Raw genomic sequence first — 19,897 nt, 5'->3', positions numbered from 1 at the left:
ACGCGGGCTTGTCGGGCCCCGGCGGCATACTGCTGGCGTGACAGCCTCTGCGGACCTCGCCATGGTCAACCTCGACAGTTCCGACCCCGCCGGCCACGCCGCGTTCTACCACCAGGCGCTCGGCTGGGAGATCACACACAGCCAACCCGAGTACGCGATGATCAGCTCCGGTGGTGTCTCCATCGGCTTCGGGCTGGTCGAGGGTTACCGTCCGCCGTCCTGGCCGGACCCGGCGGGCGACAAGCGCTACCACCTGGACCTGTATGTCGACGACCTCGCCACGGCGGAGGAGACGTTCGTCGCGGCGGGCGCCTCGAAGCCGGACTTCCAGCCCGGCGGCGAGCGGTGGGTGGTGCTTCTCGACCCGATCGGGCAGCCGTTCTGCATCTGCCCCCGACCGCAGAGCTGAGCGGCACGCCGGGGGCGGCCGCTGTGGCTCAGTTGCTCCGACGGGACCGCGCCGCCCACACCACGTAGGCCGGGTCACGGTCGAGGTTGTGCCGGTCCCGGTCGTAGCGGCGGGTGGTGCGCGGGTCGGCGTGCCCCATCGCGTCCTGCACGTCCTCCAGCGGCACGCCCTCCGAGCGGGCGGTGGTGGCGAAGGCGTGCCGCAGGGAGTGTGGGGACAGCTTCGCCCAGGCCGGGATGTCGGCGGCCCGGGCGAGCCGGCGGACCATCCGGAACACCGAGTGCCGGTCCAGCCGGGCACCGCTGGCGGTGACCAGCAGCGGCCCGGTCAGCTGTGTCACCGGCACACCGGTGGCGGCGGCCCGCTGGGCCAGGTAGGCGTCCACGGCGTACCCGCTGCCGGGGGTGAGGGCCCGACGGCGTTGCTTGCCGCCCTTGCCGACGAAACGCACGCTGCGATGTCCGCGTTCGGTGCCGAGGTCGGTCAGGTCCAGCGAGATCAGCTCCCCGACGCGCAGGCCCAGATCGGCGAGGAGAGCGATCGCCGCCCGGTTGCGCAGGGCGGTCGCGCCCGTGTCCGCGTCGGCGGCGCCGAGCAGAGCGTCCACCTCCTCCGGGGTGAGCCCAAGAGTGGCGGAGTGATCCCGGTCGACGCGAGGTCGGTCCGCGCCGGCGACCGGGTTGGCCGGCACCGCGCCCAGCTTCACCAGGAAGTCGTACCAACTGGACAGCGCGGAGAGCCGTCGCGCCACGGTCGCCGGGGTCAGCGGCCGGCCGCTACGGGCGGCGACTGTGGACTCCAACGCCCGGGCATACTCGTTGACGTGCAGGAACGTGGCCCGCAGCGGGTCCAGGTCCCGGCCGGCGCACCAGGTGAGCCAGCCGGTGACGTCGCGCCGGTACGCGTCGCGGGTGTGCTCGGACAACCGCCGGTTACGCAGCCACGCCTCGGTGACCTCGACTGGCCCACTCGGCAGCGCGGGTGGCGCGGACGGGCGGGCCAGCACCGGAGCGTCGGAGAACACCATGTGAAAAAGGTTCTCAGCCTCGGGTGGGATCGGCGTGCAGGCGCGCCGATCCCACCCGACACCATGATCAGGCGTTGATCTGTCGACGTCCGTCGCCGTTGGCGGTGATGGTCACCCGGCGCGGCTTGGCACGCTCGGCGACGGGGATGCGCAGCGTCAGCACCCCGTGCTCGTAGCCGGCTTCCAGCTTGTCGGTGTCCAGGGTGTCGCCGAGGAACAACTGCCGGGTGAACGTGCCCATCGGACGTTCGGCTGCCACCAGCTCGACGCCGTCTCCGGAGGGTCGGCGACGTTCGGCCCGGACGGTGAGCACGTTGCGCTCGACGGTGCAGTCGATGGTGTCGGGGTCGACGCCGGGCAGGTCGAACGCCGCGTAGAAGTGGTCGCCGTCGCGGTAGGCGTCAAGGTGCATCATCGCGGGACGGGCCGCCGTACCGAAGAACTGCTCGGCGAGCCGGTCGATCTCGCGGAACGGGTCGGTACGCATCAACATGGTCATGCCTCCTCGGTTCTCCTGGCCGAAGGTGATGAGTTGAGCCGGGGTGACTCAACTTCCTCTTCTTGTTTAGCGCATCCGCCGGCGAGCGTCAACCGCTCAACCCAGTCGCTTCTCGAACCAGTGCTCGGCGTAGGGGCCGTGCGAGTACGCCGGAATCTCGACGTAGCCGTGCCGGGCGTACAGGGCGCGGGCCTCGACCAGGTCGGCGCGGGTGTCCAGCCGTATCGCCTGCGCTCCGGCCGCCCGTGCGTGCTGCTCGACGGCGGTCAGCAACGCGGCACCCCCACCGGCGCCACGATGCGCGGGTCGGACGAACACCCGGGTCAGCTCGGCCCAGCCCGAGTGCCAGCGCAGCCCGGCGCACCCGGCCAGGTCGGTGCCGTGGTGGGCGAGCAGCAGCAACCCGCTCGCGTTGGTCAGGTCGTCGCTGGGCATCTCCGCGAGCGCCTCGTCGACCTCGCCGGGCAGGGCCGGGCGGCGGTGGTAGCGCACCACCATCTCGGTCATGTACTCGCGCAGCAGCAGCACCGCGTCGGGCTGGTCGGGTCGGCTGACGCTGGTCGTCCAGGTTGCTCGGGCGGCGATGGTCACCAGTCGATCATCACCGCCCGGTCAACGGCATTATCCCGGTAGGTGCTCCTGCTCCCGGTCGGTCGTGCGGGTTCGCGCACCCGGCGTCGGCGAGTCTCCGACGCGCAGACGTGGCCAGTCGGCCAGGTCCCGCAGCAGTTGTCGATCGTGCGTGGCGACGACGACGGCGGCACCCGTGTCACGGATCGCCGCGGTCAGCTCGTCGGCCAGGGCCGACGACAGGTGGTTCGTCGGCTCGTCGAGCAGGATCAGCGTGGGCCGACCGGCCAGCGCGAGCGCCAGGTCGAGGCGGCGTTGCTGCCCCTGCGACATCCGCCCGACGGGCGTGCGCCTCGCGGCGGAGTCCAGCAGCCCCAGCGCTCCGAGCGACACGGCACGCGCCGCTGCGGTGTTCGCCAGGTCCGCGAGGTTCGCCGACCGTTGAGCGGCATCGGCACTGCCAGCGCCGATCCGGTCATTCAACCGCGCGTACAGCGCCACCGTTGGGCCACCGTTGATGGACGTGTACACGTCCGCGCCGTCCGGAAACAGGAACAGTGGGATGCGGGAGTCCACGTCCACAAGCACAGTCGACTCGGGGATGTCCGCCCCCGCAGTGGTCTGCACATCCGCCGCGATCGTGCAGTCGGGGTCGGCGAACAACGGCACAGGAATACCGCGCGCCCTGGCCCGCCCGTCCGGCAGATACACGACCCGGTAAGCGTCATCGGGGCCGACAAGCCGAGCCATCTCGATTCCTCTCCTCAGCAGCTTCGCGGCTGGCCGCCCCGACCGCGCGGGCGAGATCACCGGAAAGATGGGCGTGACGGATCCGGTTAACTCTGTCGCCACCCTGCCGGGGTCACCGCACCAGTGGTCATCCGTGGTAAAGCCAGACACCCGAATCAGCGCACTGCGTGTCTCATCCGCACGTGATCCGTTGGGCGGATGACGGGGGGATCGCCCCCGTCCAACCTGGGGGCGTCGTGGATAACAGCATTGGATTGCGCGGCCCGGCCCAACGACACCGGACCAGCCGAGACGTGGGAGCCACGATCAGGCGTCGGACGGTTCTCACTGTCGTGTTGATGGCCGCGGCGACGTCACCGGTCGCACCGAACACACTGCTGTGGCACGGTGCTTGGCTTGCCACCGTCGTACTGCTGCGCATCGACCGGCTGCGCCCCCTCGACATCGCGGTGTTCGCGCTACCGCTGTGGGCGACCGCGGCGAGCATCGACAACCTGCGGCTGCCGCACACCGAGGCGGCCATCCGCTCCTATTGGGGCATGGCAGTGCTGTTCGTCCTGGCCCGTGTCGCCATCAGGTCCCGCTTCGACATCGCACTAGTGTCGGGCGCTTACCTGGCGGGCAGCTTGTATGCGGCGGTCCTCACGATCCGCCGCAGCGAGGAGCTGCGGCAGGAGGTGTACCAGTTGGGTGCGCCTGCCATCCGCGCCGGGTTGAACGGTGTGAACCCCAACTACACGGCCTACGCGTTGGCTACCGCCGTGGCAGTGGGCTTGGCCCTGCTGAGCCTGCGGTACCTGCCGAGGCGGTGGCACCTGATGGTGTGGGCCGCCCTGCCGGTGTTCGGGTGGGCGATCTTCCTGACCGGCACCCGAGGCGCGCAGGTAGCTGTTGGGCTGGCCGCGATGTACGCCGCCGTGTCGAGGCTCGCCCCGACAGTGGCGTGGCGGGCGGCATCTATCGGCAGCGCCGTGGCACTCATCGTCGTGCCGTCGGGCGTGTACGGCGATGAGCGGCTGCTGTCGTTGCAAAGCTTCTTCACACGTCAGGACGACACTCTGTCGGGTCGCCTCGTCGTGTGGGAGTTCGCGCGCAGCATGTGGCAGGACCATTGGTTCACTGGAATTGGGGCCGGCATGTTCCCAGTCGCCGACCCATTCGGCATCGGCGCTCACAGCGTGGTGTTGACGTTGTTCGTTGAGCTTGGCGTCATGGGCACCCTGCTGTATGCGGCGGTGTGGTGCTCAGCGATGGTGAACACGGCGCGCTCTAGTTCCGACGGGCGTCGGGCGGTAGGGCTGCTACTGGTGACATGGCTGCCCATCTGGCTGTCGGGCCACTGGGAACTGTCCCCGGCGGCCTGGGTCGTCCTCGGCGTGTGGTCCAGGGTCCAGGGGCGGGAACGCCGGGGCGCGGGACGGGTCCGCGACGGTCAGGGGTTCGGGACGCTGTCAGGACATTCGCGCGGCGGTCTTCCCTCGTCGTCGGCATGTTCGCCCTCATGGCCGAGTACGAGGCGGACGTCATCCGCGAACGCACCATGGCCGGCCTCGCCGCCGCCCGCACCCGCGGACGCAACGGTGGCCGGAAGCCGAAGATGACTCCGGAACTGATCGATAAGGCCCAACGGATGTACGACTCCGGCAGTTCGCCATGACCGAGATCGCCGCCTCTTGCGCCGTCAGGCCCATGACCATCTACCGCAACATCCGCACGATACCCACGACGGCGTGGCCCTACGGCCACGCCTTAATGTGACCTCAGCCGCCTCGCACGGCTGACCAGCTCAAACCAAAATCATCCTTAGCGCGAATTTCCCGAGCGTTAGTCCTCAAGCGCCTGCTCCCAGTCGAGGCTGCGTAACGCGCCGTGGAGAGCTGCTGGTGCTGGTGCTCTCGGCGGTCAGGATGGCTGGACCTGGTCGAAGAGGGCGAGGGCTTCGGCCGGGTCCGGGCTCACGAGGCGTTCCAGACCGGCCGTCGTGATCGTCGCCCACCTGCTGGCCCGTGCCCACATCCGCTCCTCGAAGGCGCGGACGGCCTCGTCCAGATCTTCAGGATCGGCAGCGATGGACTCCGCGAGCTCGGCACCGTCGAGCATCGCGAGGTTCGCGCCCGCCCCCAACGGTGGCATCAGGTGGGCGGCGTCGCCCAGCAGCGTCACCCCGCGGACGTGGGCCCAGGTGTGGGATACGGGCAGGACGTAGAAGGGGCGGTGGACGAAGGCGGTGCCGTGGCCGAGCAGGTCGAGGACATCAGGGGCCCAGCCGTCGAACAGCGCCAGAATGCCCGATCGCGCGGCCTCGACGTCGGCCAGGTCCAGCTCCGCGTGCCAGTCCAGCGGCGCGCGAAACTTGGTGTACACCTTGACGTGACCGCCGCTGTTGCGCTGGGCGACGACAGATCGGTTCACGCCGTACACGGCCACCGAACCGTCGCCGATCAACTGGGCGAGGTCAGGGTGGCGGGTGTCGACGTCGTCGAGGGAGGTCTCGACCGAGGTGACACCGGTGTACTGCGGCGTCACCGGCGAGACCGCCGGGCGGACCCGGGACCAGGCGCCGTCCGCGCCCACCACGAGGTCGAACGTCTCCTGCCCCCCGTCCGCGTAACGAACCAGTACGCCATCCTCGGTCCCCGGCACCACCTGCACGACCTCTCGACCCCACCGCACGTCGAGGGAGCCGAGCAGCAGATCGCGGAGTTGCCCGCGATCGATCTCCGGATTGGCCTGCTCATCTGGAGAGGGTCGCCAGTCCCGCAGAACGGTCCCAGCGGCGTCCAGGATGCGCATGGCCTGCCCCTCCGGGCGAGACAGCGCCTGGAACTCTGCCAGCAGCCCTGCCTTGTCCAGTGCCAGCTGGCCCAGTCCTTCGTGCAGGTCCAGAGCGCCGCCCGGGGGCGGGCGTCGGGGGTGGGATCGCGTTCGAGGACGGCGACGGGGTGGCCGTGGCGGTGCAGGACACGGGCGAAGGTGAGGCCCGCGGGGCCACCCCCGACCACGGCGATACGGTGTCTCATGGCGATACACTGTATTCCCCTCGTACGATGCACAGCAACAGAACGGTGGTGACCATTGACTGTGTGGGACCGGCCCGAGCCGTCGAATCCTCCCGTGCCGCTCGACCGCGAGCGGATCGTCGCCGCCGCCATCGCGTTGGCCGACGAGGGCGGGCTGGAGGCGGTGTCGTTGCGCAAGGTCGCCGCCCGACTGAACGCCGGCCCGATGCGGCTGTACGGGTACATCTCCACCAAGCAGGAGTTGTTCGACCTCATGGTGGACGAGGTCCACGCCGAGATTCTCCCCGCAGAGCAGCCCGGTGACTGGCGAGAGGCGCTGCGCGTCCTCGCCCACCGCACCAGGCAGGCCGCACTGCGCCACGTTTGGCTGGCCGACCTGCTCGGCGGCCGTCCGACCCTGGGACCGAACGGCATGGCCGTGACCGAGGCCAAGCTGGCCGCCCTCGACGGCTTCGCCGACATCGACACCGTTCTGCGCGCCGTGGAAACCGTCAGTTCCTACCTCACCGGCGCGATCAGGCGCGAGATCGCGAACCTGCGGGCCGAGCGCGTCACGGGCCTGTCCAAACGCGAATGGCAGCGCGCCTCCGGCCCCCACCTGACGAAAATGTTGGCCACGGGCCGCTTCCCGGCGCTGACCAGGGCCGTGCACGACGGCGCAGACGTGGACGCCGAAGCATCCTTCGCGACGGGCCTGGACTGGGTCCTCGACGCCGTGGCCGCCAAACTCAGCCGACCGCCGGCCGTTTAGCGGCGAGGGCGGGGCAGCAGGGCGATCAGCGCGACCGCCACGGCAACGTGTGTCGCCCCGAGGGTCAGCTTGGCGCCACCGGTGGCCTCGACGCCGACCAGGGGGACGAGGGACAGCAGGGTCACCGCAACGGCCAGCGAGATCCAGACCGGACGGGCGGCCCGTGGGGCGAACCGCTCCAGCAGGGCCAACACGGCCCAGCCGAGCAGGGCGGCGCCCAGGGCGACCACGAAGATCGCGCCCGCACCGATGACCGTGGCGGGCTTACCCGGACTCTCGACGGTGTAGTCGACCCCGGCCAGCGCGCCGATCGACCAGATGGCCAGGCAGGCCACGACGGCGACGCCGACAGCGAGGGCACGGCGGCGCAGGGTCGAGGTGGTGGGGGTCGTGACGGCGGCAGCACTCATGACGGCTCCTCGTTCAGGGGAAACGAACGAGTACGACCGTAACAGATAGTCTTGTTCGGAACTATCTTTGTCGGAACTAACAGCCCGAACGGCTACCTGGCGCGTACGGGGAGCTGGTGGCCAACGGACCGGTCACCAGGGCCACCAGGGCACGCAGGAACACCTCGCGATCCTGCTCGGGCAGGGTCGCGAGCAGGTCCTCCTGGATGCGCTCGACCACCTGCCGCGCCCGCAGCAGGACCTGCTCCCCCGCCGGGGTCACCGCGACCAGCCGGGCGCGCCGATCCGTCGGCACGGGGCGACGCTCGGCCAGCCCGGCCCGTTCCAACTGGTCGAGCGTGACGACCATCGTGGTCTTGTCCACGCCGCACCGCTCGCCGATCTGCCGCTGGGTCAGGTCTCCGGTGCGCGCCTGCGCCAGCACGTAGTGCGCCCGCGGCGAGATGCCGAGCTCGGCCAACCCCGCGGCGTGTTCGGTCTGCAGCGCGTGACTCGCCCAGGAGAGCAGGAACAACAGATCCGGGGGGCCGTCAGCGGGCGTGCAGGAGGTCATGCGCCGAGGCTAGCAAGATCCTCCGCGACGAGACGGTTCGCCAAGCGGACGATCAGGGCCGCTGGTAGATGCCGTGCTCACGGGTGAGCAACCGCTCGTCGATCAGGTACCGACGCAGCGTCGCGTGATCCGACCCGCCCGCCGCACACCACGCCTTGAGCGCGTCATCGACGGCGCGCTCCGGATAGCGGGTGCCCGGTTCGAACGACCGCTCGGCGATATGTGCCAGCAGGACCCTCCGTCGGCTGCGCTGCGCCGGCAGACCCACCAGGACGCCCGCGCGCAGGAAGGTCCGCAGCACCGGGTCGGCGTCGGGCTCCGCGTCGTCGGCCGGGCGACTGTTGCGGGCGGCCGCCCGCAGCGACGCCTCGTCGACCGCCAGCGAGCCGTCCGCGCCGGTGACGAGACCCGCGTCGGCGAGCCGGCGGACCCCGGTGAGCACCACCCGCGCCGGCAGGCCGGTCCGTTCGGCGACCTCCGTCGCGCTGGTGGCACCCAGCACGATCGCTGCGAAGATCCGTCGCCGTCCGTCGTCGGCCAGGGTTCCGGCCAGAGCATGCGCAGTCACGCCGGTCACCCTTGCATCAGCTGTACGCGAGGCGCCACGCGATTTCTCCGAGCCTGCTCAGTCGACCTTCGGCTGTTCGGCGACGAGCATCACCCGGCGCAACAGGTCGGAGAGTTGTCGCCGTTCGGTCGCTGTGAGCGCGCCGAGCAGGCGGTGCTCCTCTGCGCCCTGGATCTCCATCGCCCCACGCCAGGCGGCCTGACCCGCGTCGGTCAGCTCCACGTCCACCCGCCGGCGGTCGACTGTCGACGGAATCCGGCGCACAAAGCCCCGCCGGAGCAGGGTGTCGACCCGGGCCGTGATCGAGGCGGGGGCAACCGCGAGATCCACGGCGAGGTCCGAGGGGGCTGCCCGGCCGCGTCGGCCGGCCAGGGCGTGCAGGGTGTCGTACTCGTGAGCGGGCAGGTCCAGGTCGGCCAGAACCCGTTCCTTGACCGTCCGCAGGTGCCGGATCAGCTTGATCATCCTGGTCACCGCACCCTCGACGTCCGCGTCGAGGTCAGGCACCACGGGCAGCCAACGCTCGATGTGACGGTCGACGTCATCCGGAGTGGTGGTCACCGCACCAGCTTACCTCAGCGCCGAAATATTCATTGCCGAAAGGTTCGGCGTCGAAGTATGTTGTGGCCATGGCTCACCCGCTGCGCATCCCCGCCTTCCGGTTGCTGTTCCTGGGCCGTACCGTCTCGGCTCTCGGCGAGGCGGTGGTGCCCGCCGCTCTGGCCCTGGCCGTGCTGCGGGCCACCGGCTCCACCGGCGCGCTGGCCGTGGTCCTCGCCGCGGCGATGATCCCCCGACTGCTCCTGCTGCCACTGGGCGGTGTCGTGGCCGACCGGTTCGACGCCCGTCGGGTCGCCATGGCGGCCGACCTGGTGCGCTGCGCGACCCAGCTCGCCGTCGGCGTGGAGCTGCTCGGCAGCGACCCGTCGCTGACCATGGTTGTCGTGGCGTCCGCGCTCGGCGGCACCGCGTCGGCGTTCGCCATTCCGACCGCGTGTCCACTGGTCGCCGGCACCGTCGAGCCCGCCGACCGGCAGCGGGCCAACGCCCTGATGGGCATGACCGCCAACACCAGTCGCCTCGCCGGGCCGGCATTGGCCGGCGCGCTGATCTGGGCTGCCGGCCCCGGCTGGGCGTTCATCCTCGACAGTGCGTCGTTCGGGCTCAGCGCCGTCCTGCTCGGGCTGCTGCGGGTCCGCCACGTCCCGGTGCCCCGCCGTTCCGTCCTCGCCGACCTGCGGCACGGCTTCGGTGAAGTACGTGCCCGCGACTGGTTCTGGACCAGCCTGCTCGGGCACGGCGTGTGGAACGGTGCCGCCGCCGTGCTGATGACCCTCGGGCCGGCCGTCGCCATCGACCGCCTCGGCGGTGAGACGACCTGGGTGGTGCTGTTGCAGGCCGGCGCGGTCGGGATGCTCGTCGGATCGCTGCTGGCCGGACGGGTCCGGCTACGCCGACCGGTGCTGCTGGCCAACCTCGGGCTGGCCTGCTACGCCGCGCCGCTCTTCCTGCTCGCCGTCGCCGCGCCCGCCCCGGCGGTGATCGTCGCCTACGCGGTGGCGCTGACCGCCCTCGGTTACCTCAACCCGGTCTGGGAGACCGTCGTGCAGCACCACTTCCCACCGGAGGTGCTGGCCCGCGTCACCTCGTACGACTGGTTGGTGTCGCTCGGCGCCATGCCGCTGGGGTACGCGCTGGCGCCGCTGGCCGCCGACGCGTTCGGCGCGCCCGTGCCTCTGGCCGTCGCCGGCCTGCTGGTTCTCGCCTCCTGCGCGGGCACGGCCCTCGTCCCCGGCGTACGCCGACTCACCTGGCCAGCGACCCCGCAACCGCAACCGGTCGCACCCGTCGCTTCCCGCTGAGACCAGCGCCGGGATCCGTCCCGCGAGGTGGTCAGTCAGTCGGCGTCGCGTGCCATCGTCACGAAGCCACGCCACGACTGCGGGCTGAAGGCCAGTGTCGCGCCGTCGCGGTCCTTCGTGTCGCGGACGAGGACCACGCCGGGAAGGTTGTCGGCAACCTCGACGCAGTCACCGCCGTTGCCGCCGCTCTTCGTGCTCTTCCGCCACCGCGCGCCGGTCAGGTCCATGATGCTGCCGCTTCTCTCAGAAGGTCCACGGAACGTCCTCGGGGCAGTGCCTCTCCGCGAATACGCTCCCACCGCCGCTCCAGGCTAACAAGGTCCGACATCTGGTCGAGGATCTGCGCCTGGGCGGGGCTGTCGACGTGCGCGACCCGCGATCCGTCCGGCATGTCGGCGATGGTGAATGGTCCGTCGAGCCCGGGGTAACTGGGCGCGTCCGACGGGACGATGTGGAGCTGAACGCTGCCGCTCTCGGCAAAGCCAAGCAGGCGCGCGAGCTGCGACGCCATCAACGCGCGGTCGTCGCCGACGCGCCGCCTCAGCACCCCCTCGTCCAGCACCGCGATCAGCAGCGGTCCGCCGTCACGACTCAGGATCGCCTGGCGGCTCATTCGGGCCTCGGCGAATTCGGCGACCGCGTCCGGTGCCAGCACCCCGCCCGCCAGGGTCGCCCGCGCGTACGCCTCCGTCTGGAGCAGTCCGGGCACCCACGCGAGTTGAAACGACCGGAGCGTCACCGCCTCGCGTTCGAGGTCGACCCACGGCCGGAACCACACCGGTTCGCGGCGACGGACGACATCCGGCCAAAGTGCGTCGGCATCTTTTGCCAGGAGCTTTGCGACGGTCGAGCGATGGCGACTCTGGGGAATGTGACCCGGGTTTGCCCACCTGGCGACGGTCTTCGGGTGCACACCGATCTGACCTGCGAGGCTCTCGGCGGTGTGACCCGCCCCAGCCAGCGCTGCGACAAAGGCGTGATTCATGCCGCCCCTCCCCTGGAACAAACCAACTGCCTTGAAGAGATTAGATAACGCTGTGTATTTGTCCAGCAACCCGCGGCAAGGTGCTCTGTAGACGGCGCGGCCGGCAGGGGACCCGAACCCGGCGGACGCGTTCGTAGCGGGGCCGCTTCCGTTAAGCGAGCACTCACGGGGGCGGCCCCTTCCCACACGTCGATCAGGGGGAAAGCCGTGTCCGACGAGGACGGAGAAGAAGCCCGCCCAGTACTCAGGGCTGGGGACGTGATCCGCTTGACCACCGCCGCGAGCGTCCAATTTATGAAGCCGATCGTCGTCCGGGTCATCCGCGAGCTGCCCGATCGCCACACCTACGACGGTTGGCTCTGGCTCGACGCGTACGAGTTGGGCAAGAAGGGCGAGGCGGTCACCCGGCGCGAGCTGTTCGTAATGCGTGCGGGCGTGCAGGTGCAGGTTCAGTCCCCCCGCTCCTCCGGGGACGCCCGCTCACTCGCACCGATCCGGCCTGTCAAAACGGTGGAGGTCGTCTGATGCCCGAGCGACCGAAGCACTCCCCCTTGCGGCCAGCGTGGCGCTGCCCGGTCTGCGGCATCCTGTGGCCGTGCTCGGCCGCGAAGCTGCGTCTCCTCGGCGAGTACCGCGAGGATCGGCCGGGCCTGTGGAGTCACCTGGCAAAGCTTCAGGAGGCAGCCGAAGCCGATCTCATTACGCTGAACCCGGGCGTCGCGCTGCCCGATCTGACCCCGCGTTTCGTCGGCTGGGCCCAAGCCCGCTGAGCCACACGCCCCGCGTCGGAGTCCGGCGGCAGCGAAATCCTTGGTGCATCGGCCGCCGCTCGTGCACGGCATTATTCACGCGCTCGCCGACGCTTGACTCGTTATGTTCACCCAGAGGCCGGTCGGTGAACCGCACTGCTCGCAGCTCACCTACCGCGCGCATCGGTGGCACACCGCGCTGAGCGTGATCGGTATGGCGACGGTGGAGGGATGCGACATGCCAGGCGCAGCGGGAGGCACCTCGTCGCTGCGCCCCACCCAACTGCTTCGCCGCAACAGGCCCTTCCGAACTCTCTTCTCGGGACGGCTGGTCTCGTACGCCGGTGATTCACTCGGCCTTGTCGCGCTGATGTTCCACGTCGCCGAGACGACGGGCCAGGCACTGGCGATCTCCCTGCTGTTGCTTGTCGGAGATTTCGCGCCGTCCCTGTTGGGTCCCTTCACCGGTGCCCTCACCGATCGGCTCGATCTCCGCCGGCTGATGATTGTCTGCGAACTCGTCCAAGCCGGGGTCCTGCTGGTCATCGTGCTGACCCTGCCTCCGCTGCCGGGGCTGTTGGCCCTCGTCGCGATTCGCGCGACCGCCTCGCAGATCTTCCAACCGGCGTCCCGGGCAGCGGTGCCCGCACTGGTTGCCGACCGTGACCTGGAGACCGCCAACTCGACAGTCGGGTTCGGCGCGAACGCAGCGGAGGCGGTCGGTCCGCTCATCGCCGCGGCGCTGTTCCCGGTGGTCGGAGTGCGTGGTCTGCTGCTCGTCGACGCCGTGTCGTTCCTGGCCTCGGCCGCGCTGCTCGCGACGCTCCCGTCACTCCCGGCGGCCACCGGCGATGGCCACCAGCCGTCTTTGCTGCGACAGGCCAGAGCGGGAATCGGCTACCTGCTGAGTGTTCCGACGGTGCGGGTGATCTTCCTTGGCTTCGCCGCGGTGGTCGCCTTCAACGGGGTCGACGACGTGGCGCTGGTGCTGCTGGCCCGGGACACCTTCCAGGCCGGCAGTTCCGCGGCCGGACTTCTGCTGGGCGCGGTCGGCCTCGGCCTTGTGGCCGGTTACGCCCTGTTGTCCCGGTGGGGTACGCGGGCGTCGATGCCGCTGCTGCTGATCGTGGGCTTCGCGGTCAGCAGTGTCGGTAACCTGCTGACCGGGCTCGCCTGGGCCGTCGCCGCCGCGATCGCCCTGCAGGCCGTCCGAGGGATGGGGTTGGCGGCCATGGACATCGCCTCGATCACGCTGCTGCAACGTACGGTCCCGGCGGGCATGCTCGGCAGGGTCTTCGGCAACCTGTACGGCGCCATCGGGGTCGCCGCCGCGACGTCCTACATTGCCGGCGGACTCCTGCTGGACGCCACCTCCGCCCCGGTGACCCTGGTGATCGCGGGCGTCGGCGGCCTGGTGGCCACCGGCATCGTCGCGCTGCGACTGCCGAGGGTGATGCGGCGCGCCGACGAGAACGACGCGACGGGATCCGCGCCGACCACCTACCCGGGCGGCGCCACGTCCGGGTAGGTGGTGGCCGGGTCAGCTCGGGCTGAGCAGGCAGAACTCGTTGCCTTCGGGGTCCGCGAGGACGGTCCACGCGACGTCGTCGGGGCCCAGATCGACGGCGGTGGCACCGAGAGCCCGCAGTCGGGCCGCCTCGGTCTCCGGGTCGTCACCCGGGTAGGGCCGGACGTCGAGATGGACGCGGTTCCACACGGTCTTCACGTCGGGTGTCCGGACGAACTCCAGGTACGGGCCGACGCCCTTGGCGGAGCGCAGCACCGCCTGGCGGTCGGTCACGTCGTGCAGGACCCAGTCCGTGGCCTGGCTCCAGAAGTCGGCCATGGCTCGCGGATCCGCGCAGTCGACCACGACCGCGGCGATCGGCCCGGTGTCCCGGTAGAGCGGTCGGGGCTCCAGCACGCAGAACTCGTTGCCCTCCGGGTCGGCCAGGACCGTCCAGGGAACGTCGCCCTGGCCCACGTCGGCAGGTGTCGCGCCGAGATCCTTCAGGCGCGCCACCACCTCCGCCTGGTGAGCCGCCGAGGTGGTGGCGAGGTCGACGTGCACGCGGTTCTTCACCGTCTTTGGTTCCGGGGAGACGACGAGGTCGATGCAGACAGCGACGGGGTCCGGGTAGACGAAGCCCTCGGGTTCGAGGTTGGTCACGCCGGGGCCCTCGCTGGAGATCTCCCAGCCGAGCACCGCCGCCCAGAAACCGCCCAGCGCGGAATCGTCGCGGGCCTTCATGTTGATCTGTACGAGCCGCGTTGCCATGCCGGAGATGGTAGGGCCCGTCGAGTCGGCGGTGGTACCCGCCCAGACCCACATCCCTTGACGTCCACTGATCAGGTCAAGCCGTCGGTGCGCAGCCGTGCGTGCAGGGCTTGTCGAGCGGTACTACGATTCCGTATAGTCCGATATCGTGACTAACTCTTCTACGTCATCACCGGAGAAGTCTGCGTTGCTTGCTTTGCAGCGCGCGACCCATGCCACCTTGCAAATCCTCGCCGCGAGACTTGTCGACCTCGATCTGACCGCCTCCGAGATCAATGTTCTGGCCATCCTCGCGGACGGCCGTGGCCGCACGATCTCCGAACTGGGGGCCGCCGCCGGCACCCGGCCGACCACGCTGACCAGCGTGCTGGACCGGCTGGAGCGGCGCGGGCACATCACGCGCGGCGCGCGCCCGGGAGACCGCCGGGTCGTGGTCATCGAGCTGACCGCCTCAGGCCGCCTGGCCGCCGGCACCATCCGGCAGACGCTGGCCGAGCTGGAGGAGCGTGCCCTCGCCGGCCTGCCCGCGGAGTCGATCGCCGGCTTCCACATCGTTTTGCGCGCATTGGCAGAGGTGTCCGCATGACCCCGACCAGCTCAAGAGCATTGCTTTTCGACAAGCTGATGGCCGAGGTGACCGCAGCCAACGAACGTTTCGACCACCGGGCTCACCTGCACCTGACCTGGCTGGCAGTCCGCACTGCCGGCATGCCGGCCGCCATCGGTCTGGTCAGCGATGGCATCCAGAGGACCGCCCGCTATGCCGGGATGCCGCAGAAGTACCACGCCACTGTCAGCCGGGCCTGGGTGGAACTGGTTGCCCACCACGTTGCCGACCGTCCCATCGGGGACTTCACCGTTTTCATCGATCGGCATCCCGCACTGCTCGACAAGCGACTACTCACCCGCTTCTACAGCTCAGCGACTTTGGCCAGCACGCAAGCCCGCACCGGCTGGGTCGAGCCCGACCTGGCCCAATTTCCCGCCACATGACCCCCCGGTCGCACCGCCCGCTTGGAGCTGATGAGCGCGCCGCGCCTACCTGGGCGATACGGAGTCCGTCGCCAGCCGTGCGTGCAGGTGCATGTCGTGCCAGCCGTCGCTGTGGCGGACCGACCCGCGAGCCACGCCCTCGGCGGGGAAGCCTGCCCGCATGGCCACCCGGCACGACGCCGGGTTGGCGGTCGAGTGCTCCAGGGCCAGCCGGTGCAGAACGGCGTCCGTGAAGCTCCACCGGGTCAGAGCTCCCAGCGCCTCGGTGGCGATCCCCCGACCGCGCGAGCCGGGCAGCAGCCAGTACGACAGGTGCGCCGACCCCTCGGCCAGCAGCACGCCCCGCAACCCCACCTGACCGAGCGGCCGGTCGTCCGCGTCGACGATTGCCCAGCTCGCGGACGTCTCCTCGTGCCAGTGGCCGGCCCACTGCGCCGTCCACGCCCGCGCCTCGTCGTCGCTGTCGAGACGGCGGACGTGCCAGCGCTGGATCGCTGGACAGTCGAACGCGACCCGGACGACCCCGGCGTCGTCGTCGCGCCACGGCCGCAGCGCCAGCCCGGGGCGTACCGGTAGGTGGGGTTGGTCCTGGGCGCCGAGGCTCCCGGCGGACAGGGCGGGTGTGACGAGCGACGGCATTCGCCCATTATCGAGCCGGGGGCTCACTCGCCGACGGGGCCGTCGGCGAGTTCGGCGACCACGTCGAGGTGGCCGAGATGGCGGGCGTACTCCTGGACCAGGTGGAACAGCACCCGCTCCAGCGACGCCGGGTCCGCGCCGTTCCAGCGCGGCCCCGGCGCACCGATCTCCGCCAGGTCGTGCGCCGTCACCACCGCGCTGGTGTGCTCGCCCTGCGCTCGCAGCGCCGCCACCAGGTCCTCCCGGGTTTCCTCCGGGGCGACGTACCAGCGGTCGTCGCGGCGGTCGCCCCACGGGTCGGCGACGTCCCGGCCCTGGAAACCCCACTCGATCCAGCGCAGCTCGACGTGGCGCAGGTGCGTGAGCAGCTCCAGTGGGGTCCACCCCGATGGCAGCCGGCTGCGGCGCAGCTCCGGCTCGGCCAACGCCGACACCTTGGCCACAGTGGACTCGCGGAAGTAGTCCAGGTAGCGCAGGAAGACCTCGGTGCGGCTGCCGGCCGGCGCGGTGGGCTCGGGGAAGGGAATCATGATGAGGTCGGCAGGTCGCGGCCGCGCTGCCGCACGCCCGCCGCGCCGTACGGGTAGTCCCCCACCGGCGGGGCGCTCGCCTCGTCCAGCAACCGCATCTGCTCGGCGTCGAGGACCAGGTCCGCGGCGGTCAGGTTGTCGTCGAGCTGTTCGGTGGTGCGCGCGCCGAGGATGACCGAGGTGACCGCCGGTCGGGCGGCCAGCCAGGCCAGCGACACCGCCGACATGGACACGCCGTGTTCGCCGGCGACATGACGGACCGCGTCGAGCACCCGCCAGGTGCGCTCCTCGGCGTTGCGACCGGCGTACGCCTCGACGCCGCGCTGGGGGTTTTCGCCGAGGCGGGTCGCTCCGGTGGGCGTGCTGTCGCGCTGGTACTTGCCGGTCAGCCAGCCGCCGCCCAGCGGTGACCACGGCAGGATGCCAATGCCCTCGTTCTCGCAGACCGGCACCAGCTCGAACTCGATCTCCCGAGCCAGCAGGTTGTACTGCGGTTGCAGGGTCACGATCGGGGTGAGGTTGAGGTGCTGGGTGAGCAGGGCGGCCTTCTGCAACTGCCAACCGGTGAAGTTGCTGACCCCCGCATAGCGGATCTTGCCGGCGCTCACCGCGTCGTCGAAGAATCGCAGGGTCTCCGGCAGTGGGGTCATCGGGTCCCAGGCGTGCGCCTGATAGAGGTCGACGGCCTCGACCCCAAGTCGCCGCAGGCTGGCGTCCAGCGCGCGGGTGAGGTGCACCCGGGACAGGCCGGCGTCGTTCGCCCCCGGGCCCATCGGGAAACGCCCCTTGGTGGCGATCACCAGCCGGTCGCGCAGGTCGGGCCGGGCCCGCAGCCAACGCCCGACGATGTCCTCCGAGACGCCGGCGGAATAGACGTCGGCGGTGTCGATGAAGGTGCCACCGGCCTCGACGAACCGGTCCAGTTGGGCGAAGCTGCCAGCCTCGTCGGTTTCCGCGCCGAAGGTCATGGTGCCCAGGCACAGGGTCGAGACCACAGTGCCGGTGGAGCCCAGAGTGCGGTAGCGCATATCGTCCTTTCGGTCCGAGTGACGAAGCTGATCTTCGCACCCGTCCCGACCACCCGCATGCGGGACAGTGCCGAACGCGGTACGGGCACCCGCGCGACCACCTCGCGGGTCATCATGAGCAGGTGAGCGACCCCGCGATCGACATTGACCGGCCTCAGCGGCCGGCTCCGGCGTCACCGCCGGGCGCGCCACCGGAGGTTGGCGCACGAGGGCGCGGCCCGTGGCTGGTTTCCGCCGCGACCACTGTGACGCTGCTGCTGCTCGCCGGCCGGTACGGCTACCACCGCGACGAGTTGTACTTCCTGCTCGCCGGCCGACACCTCGACTGGGGCTACGTCGACCAGGGTCCGCTGGTCCCGGCGCTCGCTCGGCTGCTCGACACGATCGCACCGGGCAACCTGGTGGTGCTGCGGACGCCGTCGGCGCTGCTGGCCGGCGTCGCGGTGTTGCTGGTCGCCGCCATCGCCCGGGAGTCGGGCGGCGGCCGGGGCGCGCAGACCTTCGCGGCGGTGCTGGCCGCGCTGTCCGGCATCGTTCTCGCCAGCGGTCACCTGCTCAGCACCACCACCGTCGACCTGCTGGTCTGGCTGGCCGCCGTGTGGTGCACGGTGCGGTTGCTCCGCACCGGCGACAGCCGCTGGGCACTCGGCATCGGTCTGGCGCTCGGGGTGGGCATGCTCAGCAAACTTCTGCCGGCGTTGCTGGCAGTGGGTCTGATCGCCGGGGTGCTCATCGCCGGGCCACGTCGGCTGCTGCGTGACCGGTGGGTGCTCGCCGCTGCCGGGATCGCCGTGCTGCTGGCCGCTCCGAACCTCATCTGGCAGGCGGCACACGGCTTCCCGCAACTCGGCGTGGCGGCCTCCATCTCCGATGGGGACAGCTCCTACAGCGGTCGGGTCGACGCGTTGACCCTCCAGTTTGTCATCATCAGCCCGTACGCCGTACCGATCTGGATCGCGGGCCTCGTCGCGCTGCTGCGCCGACCGGCGTGGCGGGCGTACCGGGCGGTGGGCTGGGCCTGGCTGGTGGTGGTCGGCATCGTGCTGATCGCCGGCGGCAAGGGTTACTACGACGCGCCGCTGCTGCTGGTCCTCACCGCCGCCGGCGTGCTGGTCACCGTCGCGTGGGCGTCGCGCGGGTCGATCCGGCTGCGTCGAGGGCTGCTCGTGCTGGGTGTGGTGCCGTTCCTCCTGCCCAACATCGTGCTGCTGCTGCCGGTGCTGCCCGCCGAGCGGCTCCCCGGGTTCGTGGTCGACGTCAACTACGACGCCGGCGAGACGATCGGCTGGCCGGCGTTCGCGGATTCGCTCGCCGCCGTCCACGGTGGCCTGTCGCCCGAGGAGCGCTCCCGGGCGGTCATCCTGACCGGCAACTACGGCGAGGCCGGTGCGGTGGCCCGTTACGGTCCGGCCCGTGGTCTTCCGCGCGCGTACTCCGGGCACAACAGCATGGTCGACTTCGGTCGGCCACCCGCCGACGCGGACGTGGTCATCGCCGTCGGCTGGGAACGGCCCGACCCGTTGAGCGCCTGGTTCGAGACGTGCACGCTCGCCGGGCGGGTGGACCAGCGGGTCGAGGTGGAGAACGACGAGAACGGCGGCCCGATCCACGTGTGCCGGGGGCTGCGGCGTCCGTGGGCGCAGATCTGGGACACCGAGGTACGCCACACCGGCTGACAGTGGTCAGCCGGCGCGGTCGCCGGTGAGCCAGGTGTGGATGCCGGCCAGTGCCTCGGGGCCGGAGGCGGTGTCGACGTCGCGGGCGAGATCGGCGATCGTGACCGCGGCGAGCGCCTGGCGCCACGCGTCCTCGGCTGCCCACATGGCACGGGCGACCGGGCAGGGCGTGGTGCAGGAGTCGGCCGGTGTCGCGAACGGGCCGCGCTGGCGGATCTCCGTGCAGACGAAACTGGGTCCCGGGCCGTCGACGGCCCGCACCACGTCGAGCAGGGTGATGCTCTCCGGCGCCCGGGTGAGGACGTAACCGCCCGACTTGCCCTGAACAGAGTGGATCAGGTCGGCGCGGGCGAGGGACTGGAGCTGCTTGGCGAGGTAGCTGCTGGAGACATCGTGCAACTCCGCCAGTTTGGCCGCCGGGACGGGGGTTTTGCTGGTCGTGAGGACCACGCAGCAGTGCAGCGCCCACTCGACCCCGCCGGACATCTTCATGACCTCACCCTAGCCAACCCCGGATACCCGGACTCGCAATGTCCGAGTATTGTTCTCGGACAGGAGAGGTCCGAGTTTGGCTCGAGCCAGGAAGCCGGACAGACGACC

Annotated in this window: 26 protein-coding genes and 2 pseudogenes; 11 read left to right on the top strand and 17 right to left on the bottom strand. The window is 70.6% G+C overall.

All coding sequences use genetic code 11. The annotated features are described in order from the left end of the window. Positions 1 to 37: 37 nt before the first annotated feature. Entirely contained in the window at positions 38 to 409 is a 372-nt protein-coding gene (locus GA0070619_RS12435; RefSeq protein ID WP_088948205.1) for a VOC family protein, read from the top strand. Positions 410 to 437: 28 nt separating this feature from the next. Here GA0070619_RS12435 and GA0070619_RS12430 read toward each other — a convergent pair whose 3' ends face one another. The 4 genes from GA0070619_RS12430 to GA0070619_RS33105 form a co-directional block, all read right to left on the bottom strand. Beyond that, positions 438 to 1,436 carry a tyrosine-type recombinase/integrase gene (locus tag GA0070619_RS12430; protein WP_088948204.1) on the bottom strand — a complete coding sequence of 333 codons (999 nt, stop codon included), beginning with the start codon at positions 1,434 to 1,436 and terminating at the stop codon, positions 438 to 440. 67 nt (positions 1,437 to 1,503) lie between these two features. Continuing rightward, complete coding sequence (locus GA0070619_RS12425) at positions 1,504 to 1,929, bottom strand: Hsp20/alpha crystallin family protein (protein ID WP_088951751.1); 426 nt, start codon at positions 1,927 to 1,929, stop codon at positions 1,504 to 1,506. A gap of 102 nt (positions 1,930 to 2,031) precedes the next feature. Then, a complete protein-coding gene (locus GA0070619_RS12420) occupies positions 2,032 to 2,526 on the bottom strand; it encodes a GNAT family N-acetyltransferase (RefSeq protein WP_231927397.1) in 495 nt (164 codons plus the stop codon). 30 nt (positions 2,527 to 2,556) lie between these two features. Beyond that, the gene (locus tag GA0070619_RS33105) at positions 2,557 to 3,405 is read right to left on the bottom strand and encodes an ATP-binding cassette domain-containing protein (RefSeq protein WP_231927396.1); all 849 of its coding nucleotides are present in this window, start codon (positions 3,403 to 3,405) and stop codon (positions 2,557 to 2,559) included. Positions 3,406 to 3,593: 188 nt separating this feature from the next. On the opposite strand from GA0070619_RS33105, the pseudogene GA0070619_RS33935 reads away from it, so the two are divergent. Both GA0070619_RS33935 and GA0070619_RS34090 read left to right on the top strand, forming a co-directional pair. Next, a pseudogene (locus GA0070619_RS33935) lies at positions 3,594 to 4,472 on the top strand (O-antigen ligase family protein); the annotation flags it as partial. 95 nt (positions 4,473 to 4,567) lie between these two features. Continuing rightward, positions 4,568 to 4,912 carry a recombinase family protein gene (locus tag GA0070619_RS34090; protein WP_172862194.1) on the top strand — a complete coding sequence of 115 codons (345 nt, stop codon included), beginning with the start codon at positions 4,568 to 4,570 and terminating at the stop codon, positions 4,910 to 4,912. Between the two features lie 245 nt (positions 4,913 to 5,157). Here GA0070619_RS34090 and GA0070619_RS12405 read toward each other — a convergent pair whose 3' ends face one another. Continuing rightward, on the bottom strand, positions 5,158 to 6,048 hold the full coding sequence (locus GA0070619_RS12405) for an FAD-dependent oxidoreductase (protein WP_231927395.1): 891 nt from the start codon (positions 6,046 to 6,048) through the stop codon (positions 5,158 to 5,160). 149 nt (positions 6,049 to 6,197) lie between these two features. Next, a pseudogene (locus GA0070619_RS33425) lies at positions 6,198 to 6,275 on the bottom strand (FAD-dependent monooxygenase); the annotation flags it as partial. 94 nt (positions 6,276 to 6,369) lie between these two features. Here GA0070619_RS33425 and GA0070619_RS12400 point away from each other — a divergent pair. Continuing rightward, complete coding sequence (locus GA0070619_RS12400) at positions 6,370 to 7,026, top strand: TetR/AcrR family transcriptional regulator (RefSeq protein WP_231927394.1); 657 nt, start codon at positions 6,370 to 6,372, stop codon at positions 7,024 to 7,026. Here the strand turns inward: GA0070619_RS12400 and GA0070619_RS12395 are convergent. The 4 genes from GA0070619_RS12395 to GA0070619_RS12380 all read right to left on the bottom strand — a co-directional run bounded on the left by GA0070619_RS12395 (position 7,023) and on the right by GA0070619_RS12380 (position 9,118). Continuing rightward, positions 7,023 to 7,436, bottom strand: coding sequence for a DUF6069 family protein (locus GA0070619_RS12395; protein WP_088948201.1), 414 nt, complete (start codon positions 7,434 to 7,436; stop codon positions 7,023 to 7,025). The genes GA0070619_RS12400 and GA0070619_RS12395 overlap by 4 nt on opposite strands. Before the next feature lie 76 nt (positions 7,437 to 7,512). Next, entirely contained in the window at positions 7,513 to 7,989 is a 477-nt protein-coding gene (locus GA0070619_RS12390; protein WP_088948200.1) for a MarR family winged helix-turn-helix transcriptional regulator, read from the bottom strand. Positions 7,990 to 8,041: 52 nt separating this feature from the next. Next, on the bottom strand, positions 8,042 to 8,557 hold the full coding sequence (locus GA0070619_RS12385) for a DUF2087 domain-containing protein (protein ID WP_088951748.1): 516 nt from the start codon (positions 8,555 to 8,557) through the stop codon (positions 8,042 to 8,044). Positions 8,558 to 8,614: 57 nt separating this feature from the next. Next, the gene (locus GA0070619_RS12380; protein ID WP_197699643.1) at positions 8,615 to 9,118 is read right to left on the bottom strand and encodes a MarR family winged helix-turn-helix transcriptional regulator; all 504 of its coding nucleotides are present in this window, start codon (positions 9,116 to 9,118) and stop codon (positions 8,615 to 8,617) included. Between the two features lie 68 nt (positions 9,119 to 9,186). On the opposite strand from GA0070619_RS12380, the gene GA0070619_RS12375 reads away from it, so the two are divergent. Beyond that, complete coding sequence (locus tag GA0070619_RS12375) at positions 9,187 to 10,419, top strand: MFS transporter (RefSeq protein ID WP_088948199.1); 1,233 nt, start codon at positions 9,187 to 9,189, stop codon at positions 10,417 to 10,419. A gap of 35 nt (positions 10,420 to 10,454) precedes the next feature. Here the strand turns inward: GA0070619_RS12375 and GA0070619_RS12370 are convergent, their stop codons facing one another. Together GA0070619_RS12370 and GA0070619_RS12365 are read right to left on the bottom strand one after the other, a co-directional pair. After that, the gene (locus GA0070619_RS12370) at positions 10,455 to 10,646 is read right to left on the bottom strand and encodes a DUF397 domain-containing protein (protein WP_088948198.1); all 192 of its coding nucleotides are present in this window, start codon (positions 10,644 to 10,646) and stop codon (positions 10,455 to 10,457) included. After that, on the bottom strand, positions 10,637 to 11,404 hold the full coding sequence (locus GA0070619_RS12365) for a DUF5753 domain-containing protein (protein WP_088951746.1): 768 nt from the start codon (positions 11,402 to 11,404) through the stop codon (positions 10,637 to 10,639). The genes GA0070619_RS12370 and GA0070619_RS12365 overlap by 10 nt, the downstream gene beginning before the upstream one ends. A gap of 294 nt (positions 11,405 to 11,698) precedes the next feature. Here GA0070619_RS12365 and GA0070619_RS12360 point away from each other — a divergent pair, with 294 nt between their 5' ends. From GA0070619_RS12360 to GA0070619_RS12350, 3 genes are all read left to right on the top strand, one after another. Next, entirely contained in the window at positions 11,699 to 11,929 is a 231-nt protein-coding gene (locus GA0070619_RS12360) for a hypothetical protein (RefSeq protein WP_231927467.1), read from the top strand. Further along, positions 11,929 to 12,174: a flavin reductase gene (locus GA0070619_RS12355; protein WP_088948196.1), complete on the top strand. Its 246-nt coding sequence runs from the start codon at positions 11,929 to 11,931 to the stop codon at positions 12,172 to 12,174. Before GA0070619_RS12360 ends, GA0070619_RS12355 begins: the two co-directional genes overlap by 1 nt. Positions 12,175 to 12,391: 217 nt before the next feature. Then, positions 12,392 to 13,681 carry an MFS transporter gene (locus tag GA0070619_RS12350; RefSeq protein WP_088951745.1) on the top strand — a complete coding sequence of 430 codons (1,290 nt, stop codon included), beginning with the start codon at positions 12,392 to 12,394 and terminating at the stop codon, positions 13,679 to 13,681. 12 nt (positions 13,682 to 13,693) lie between these two features. Here GA0070619_RS12350 and GA0070619_RS12345 read toward each other — a convergent pair whose 3' ends face one another. Then, positions 13,694 to 14,431 (bottom strand): VOC family protein, encoded by a 738-nt coding sequence (locus tag GA0070619_RS12345; RefSeq protein WP_088951744.1) that lies wholly within the window; start codon positions 14,429 to 14,431, stop codon positions 13,694 to 13,696. Positions 14,432 to 14,618: 187 nt separating this feature from the next. Between GA0070619_RS12345 and GA0070619_RS12340 the strand changes: the two genes are divergently transcribed. Beyond that, positions 14,619 to 15,017: a MarR family winged helix-turn-helix transcriptional regulator gene (locus tag GA0070619_RS12340; protein ID WP_088948195.1), complete on the top strand. Its 399-nt coding sequence runs from the start codon at positions 14,619 to 14,621 to the stop codon at positions 15,015 to 15,017. Further along, entirely contained in the window at positions 15,014 to 15,424 is a 411-nt protein-coding gene (locus GA0070619_RS12335; protein ID WP_231927393.1) for a hypothetical protein, read from the top strand. Before GA0070619_RS12340 ends, GA0070619_RS12335 begins: the two co-directional genes overlap by 4 nt. A gap of 45 nt (positions 15,425 to 15,469) precedes the next feature. Here GA0070619_RS12335 and GA0070619_RS12330 read toward each other — a convergent pair whose 3' ends face one another. From GA0070619_RS12330 to GA0070619_RS12320, 3 genes are read right to left on the bottom strand one after another with little or no spacing between them, the layout of a single operon-like run. After that, on the bottom strand, positions 15,470 to 16,063 hold the full coding sequence (locus GA0070619_RS12330; RefSeq protein ID WP_088948194.1) for a GNAT family N-acetyltransferase: 594 nt from the start codon (positions 16,061 to 16,063) through the stop codon (positions 15,470 to 15,472). Between the two features lie 23 nt (positions 16,064 to 16,086). Beyond that, complete coding sequence (locus GA0070619_RS12325; RefSeq protein ID WP_231927392.1) at positions 16,087 to 16,593, bottom strand: DinB family protein; 507 nt, start codon at positions 16,591 to 16,593, stop codon at positions 16,087 to 16,089. Continuing rightward, positions 16,590 to 17,621, bottom strand: coding sequence for an aldo/keto reductase (locus GA0070619_RS12320; RefSeq protein WP_088948193.1), 1,032 nt, complete (start codon positions 17,619 to 17,621; stop codon positions 16,590 to 16,592). Before GA0070619_RS12320 ends, GA0070619_RS12325 begins: the two co-directional genes overlap by 4 nt. Positions 17,622 to 17,743: 122 nt before the next feature. Between GA0070619_RS12320 and GA0070619_RS12315 the strand changes: the two genes are divergently transcribed. Next, on the top strand, positions 17,744 to 19,297 hold the full coding sequence (locus GA0070619_RS12315; RefSeq protein ID WP_088948192.1) for a glycosyltransferase family 39 protein: 1,554 nt from the start codon (positions 17,744 to 17,746) through the stop codon (positions 19,295 to 19,297). Between the two features lie 6 nt (positions 19,298 to 19,303). Here GA0070619_RS12315 and GA0070619_RS12310 read toward each other — a convergent pair whose 3' ends face one another. Next, positions 19,304 to 19,789: an RrF2 family transcriptional regulator gene (locus GA0070619_RS12310; protein ID WP_197699642.1), complete on the bottom strand. Its 486-nt coding sequence runs from the start codon at positions 19,787 to 19,789 to the stop codon at positions 19,304 to 19,306. Positions 19,790 to 19,897 lie beyond the last annotated feature (108 nt).

The sequence above is a fragment of the Micromonospora zamorensis genome, assembly GCF_900090275.1.
Taxonomy (GTDB): domain Bacteria; phylum Actinomycetota; class Actinomycetes; order Mycobacteriales; family Micromonosporaceae; genus Micromonospora; species Micromonospora zamorensis.
The sequence above is the reverse complement of the archived record's forward strand: the minus strand, read 5'-3'. Positions and strand labels throughout refer to the sequence as shown.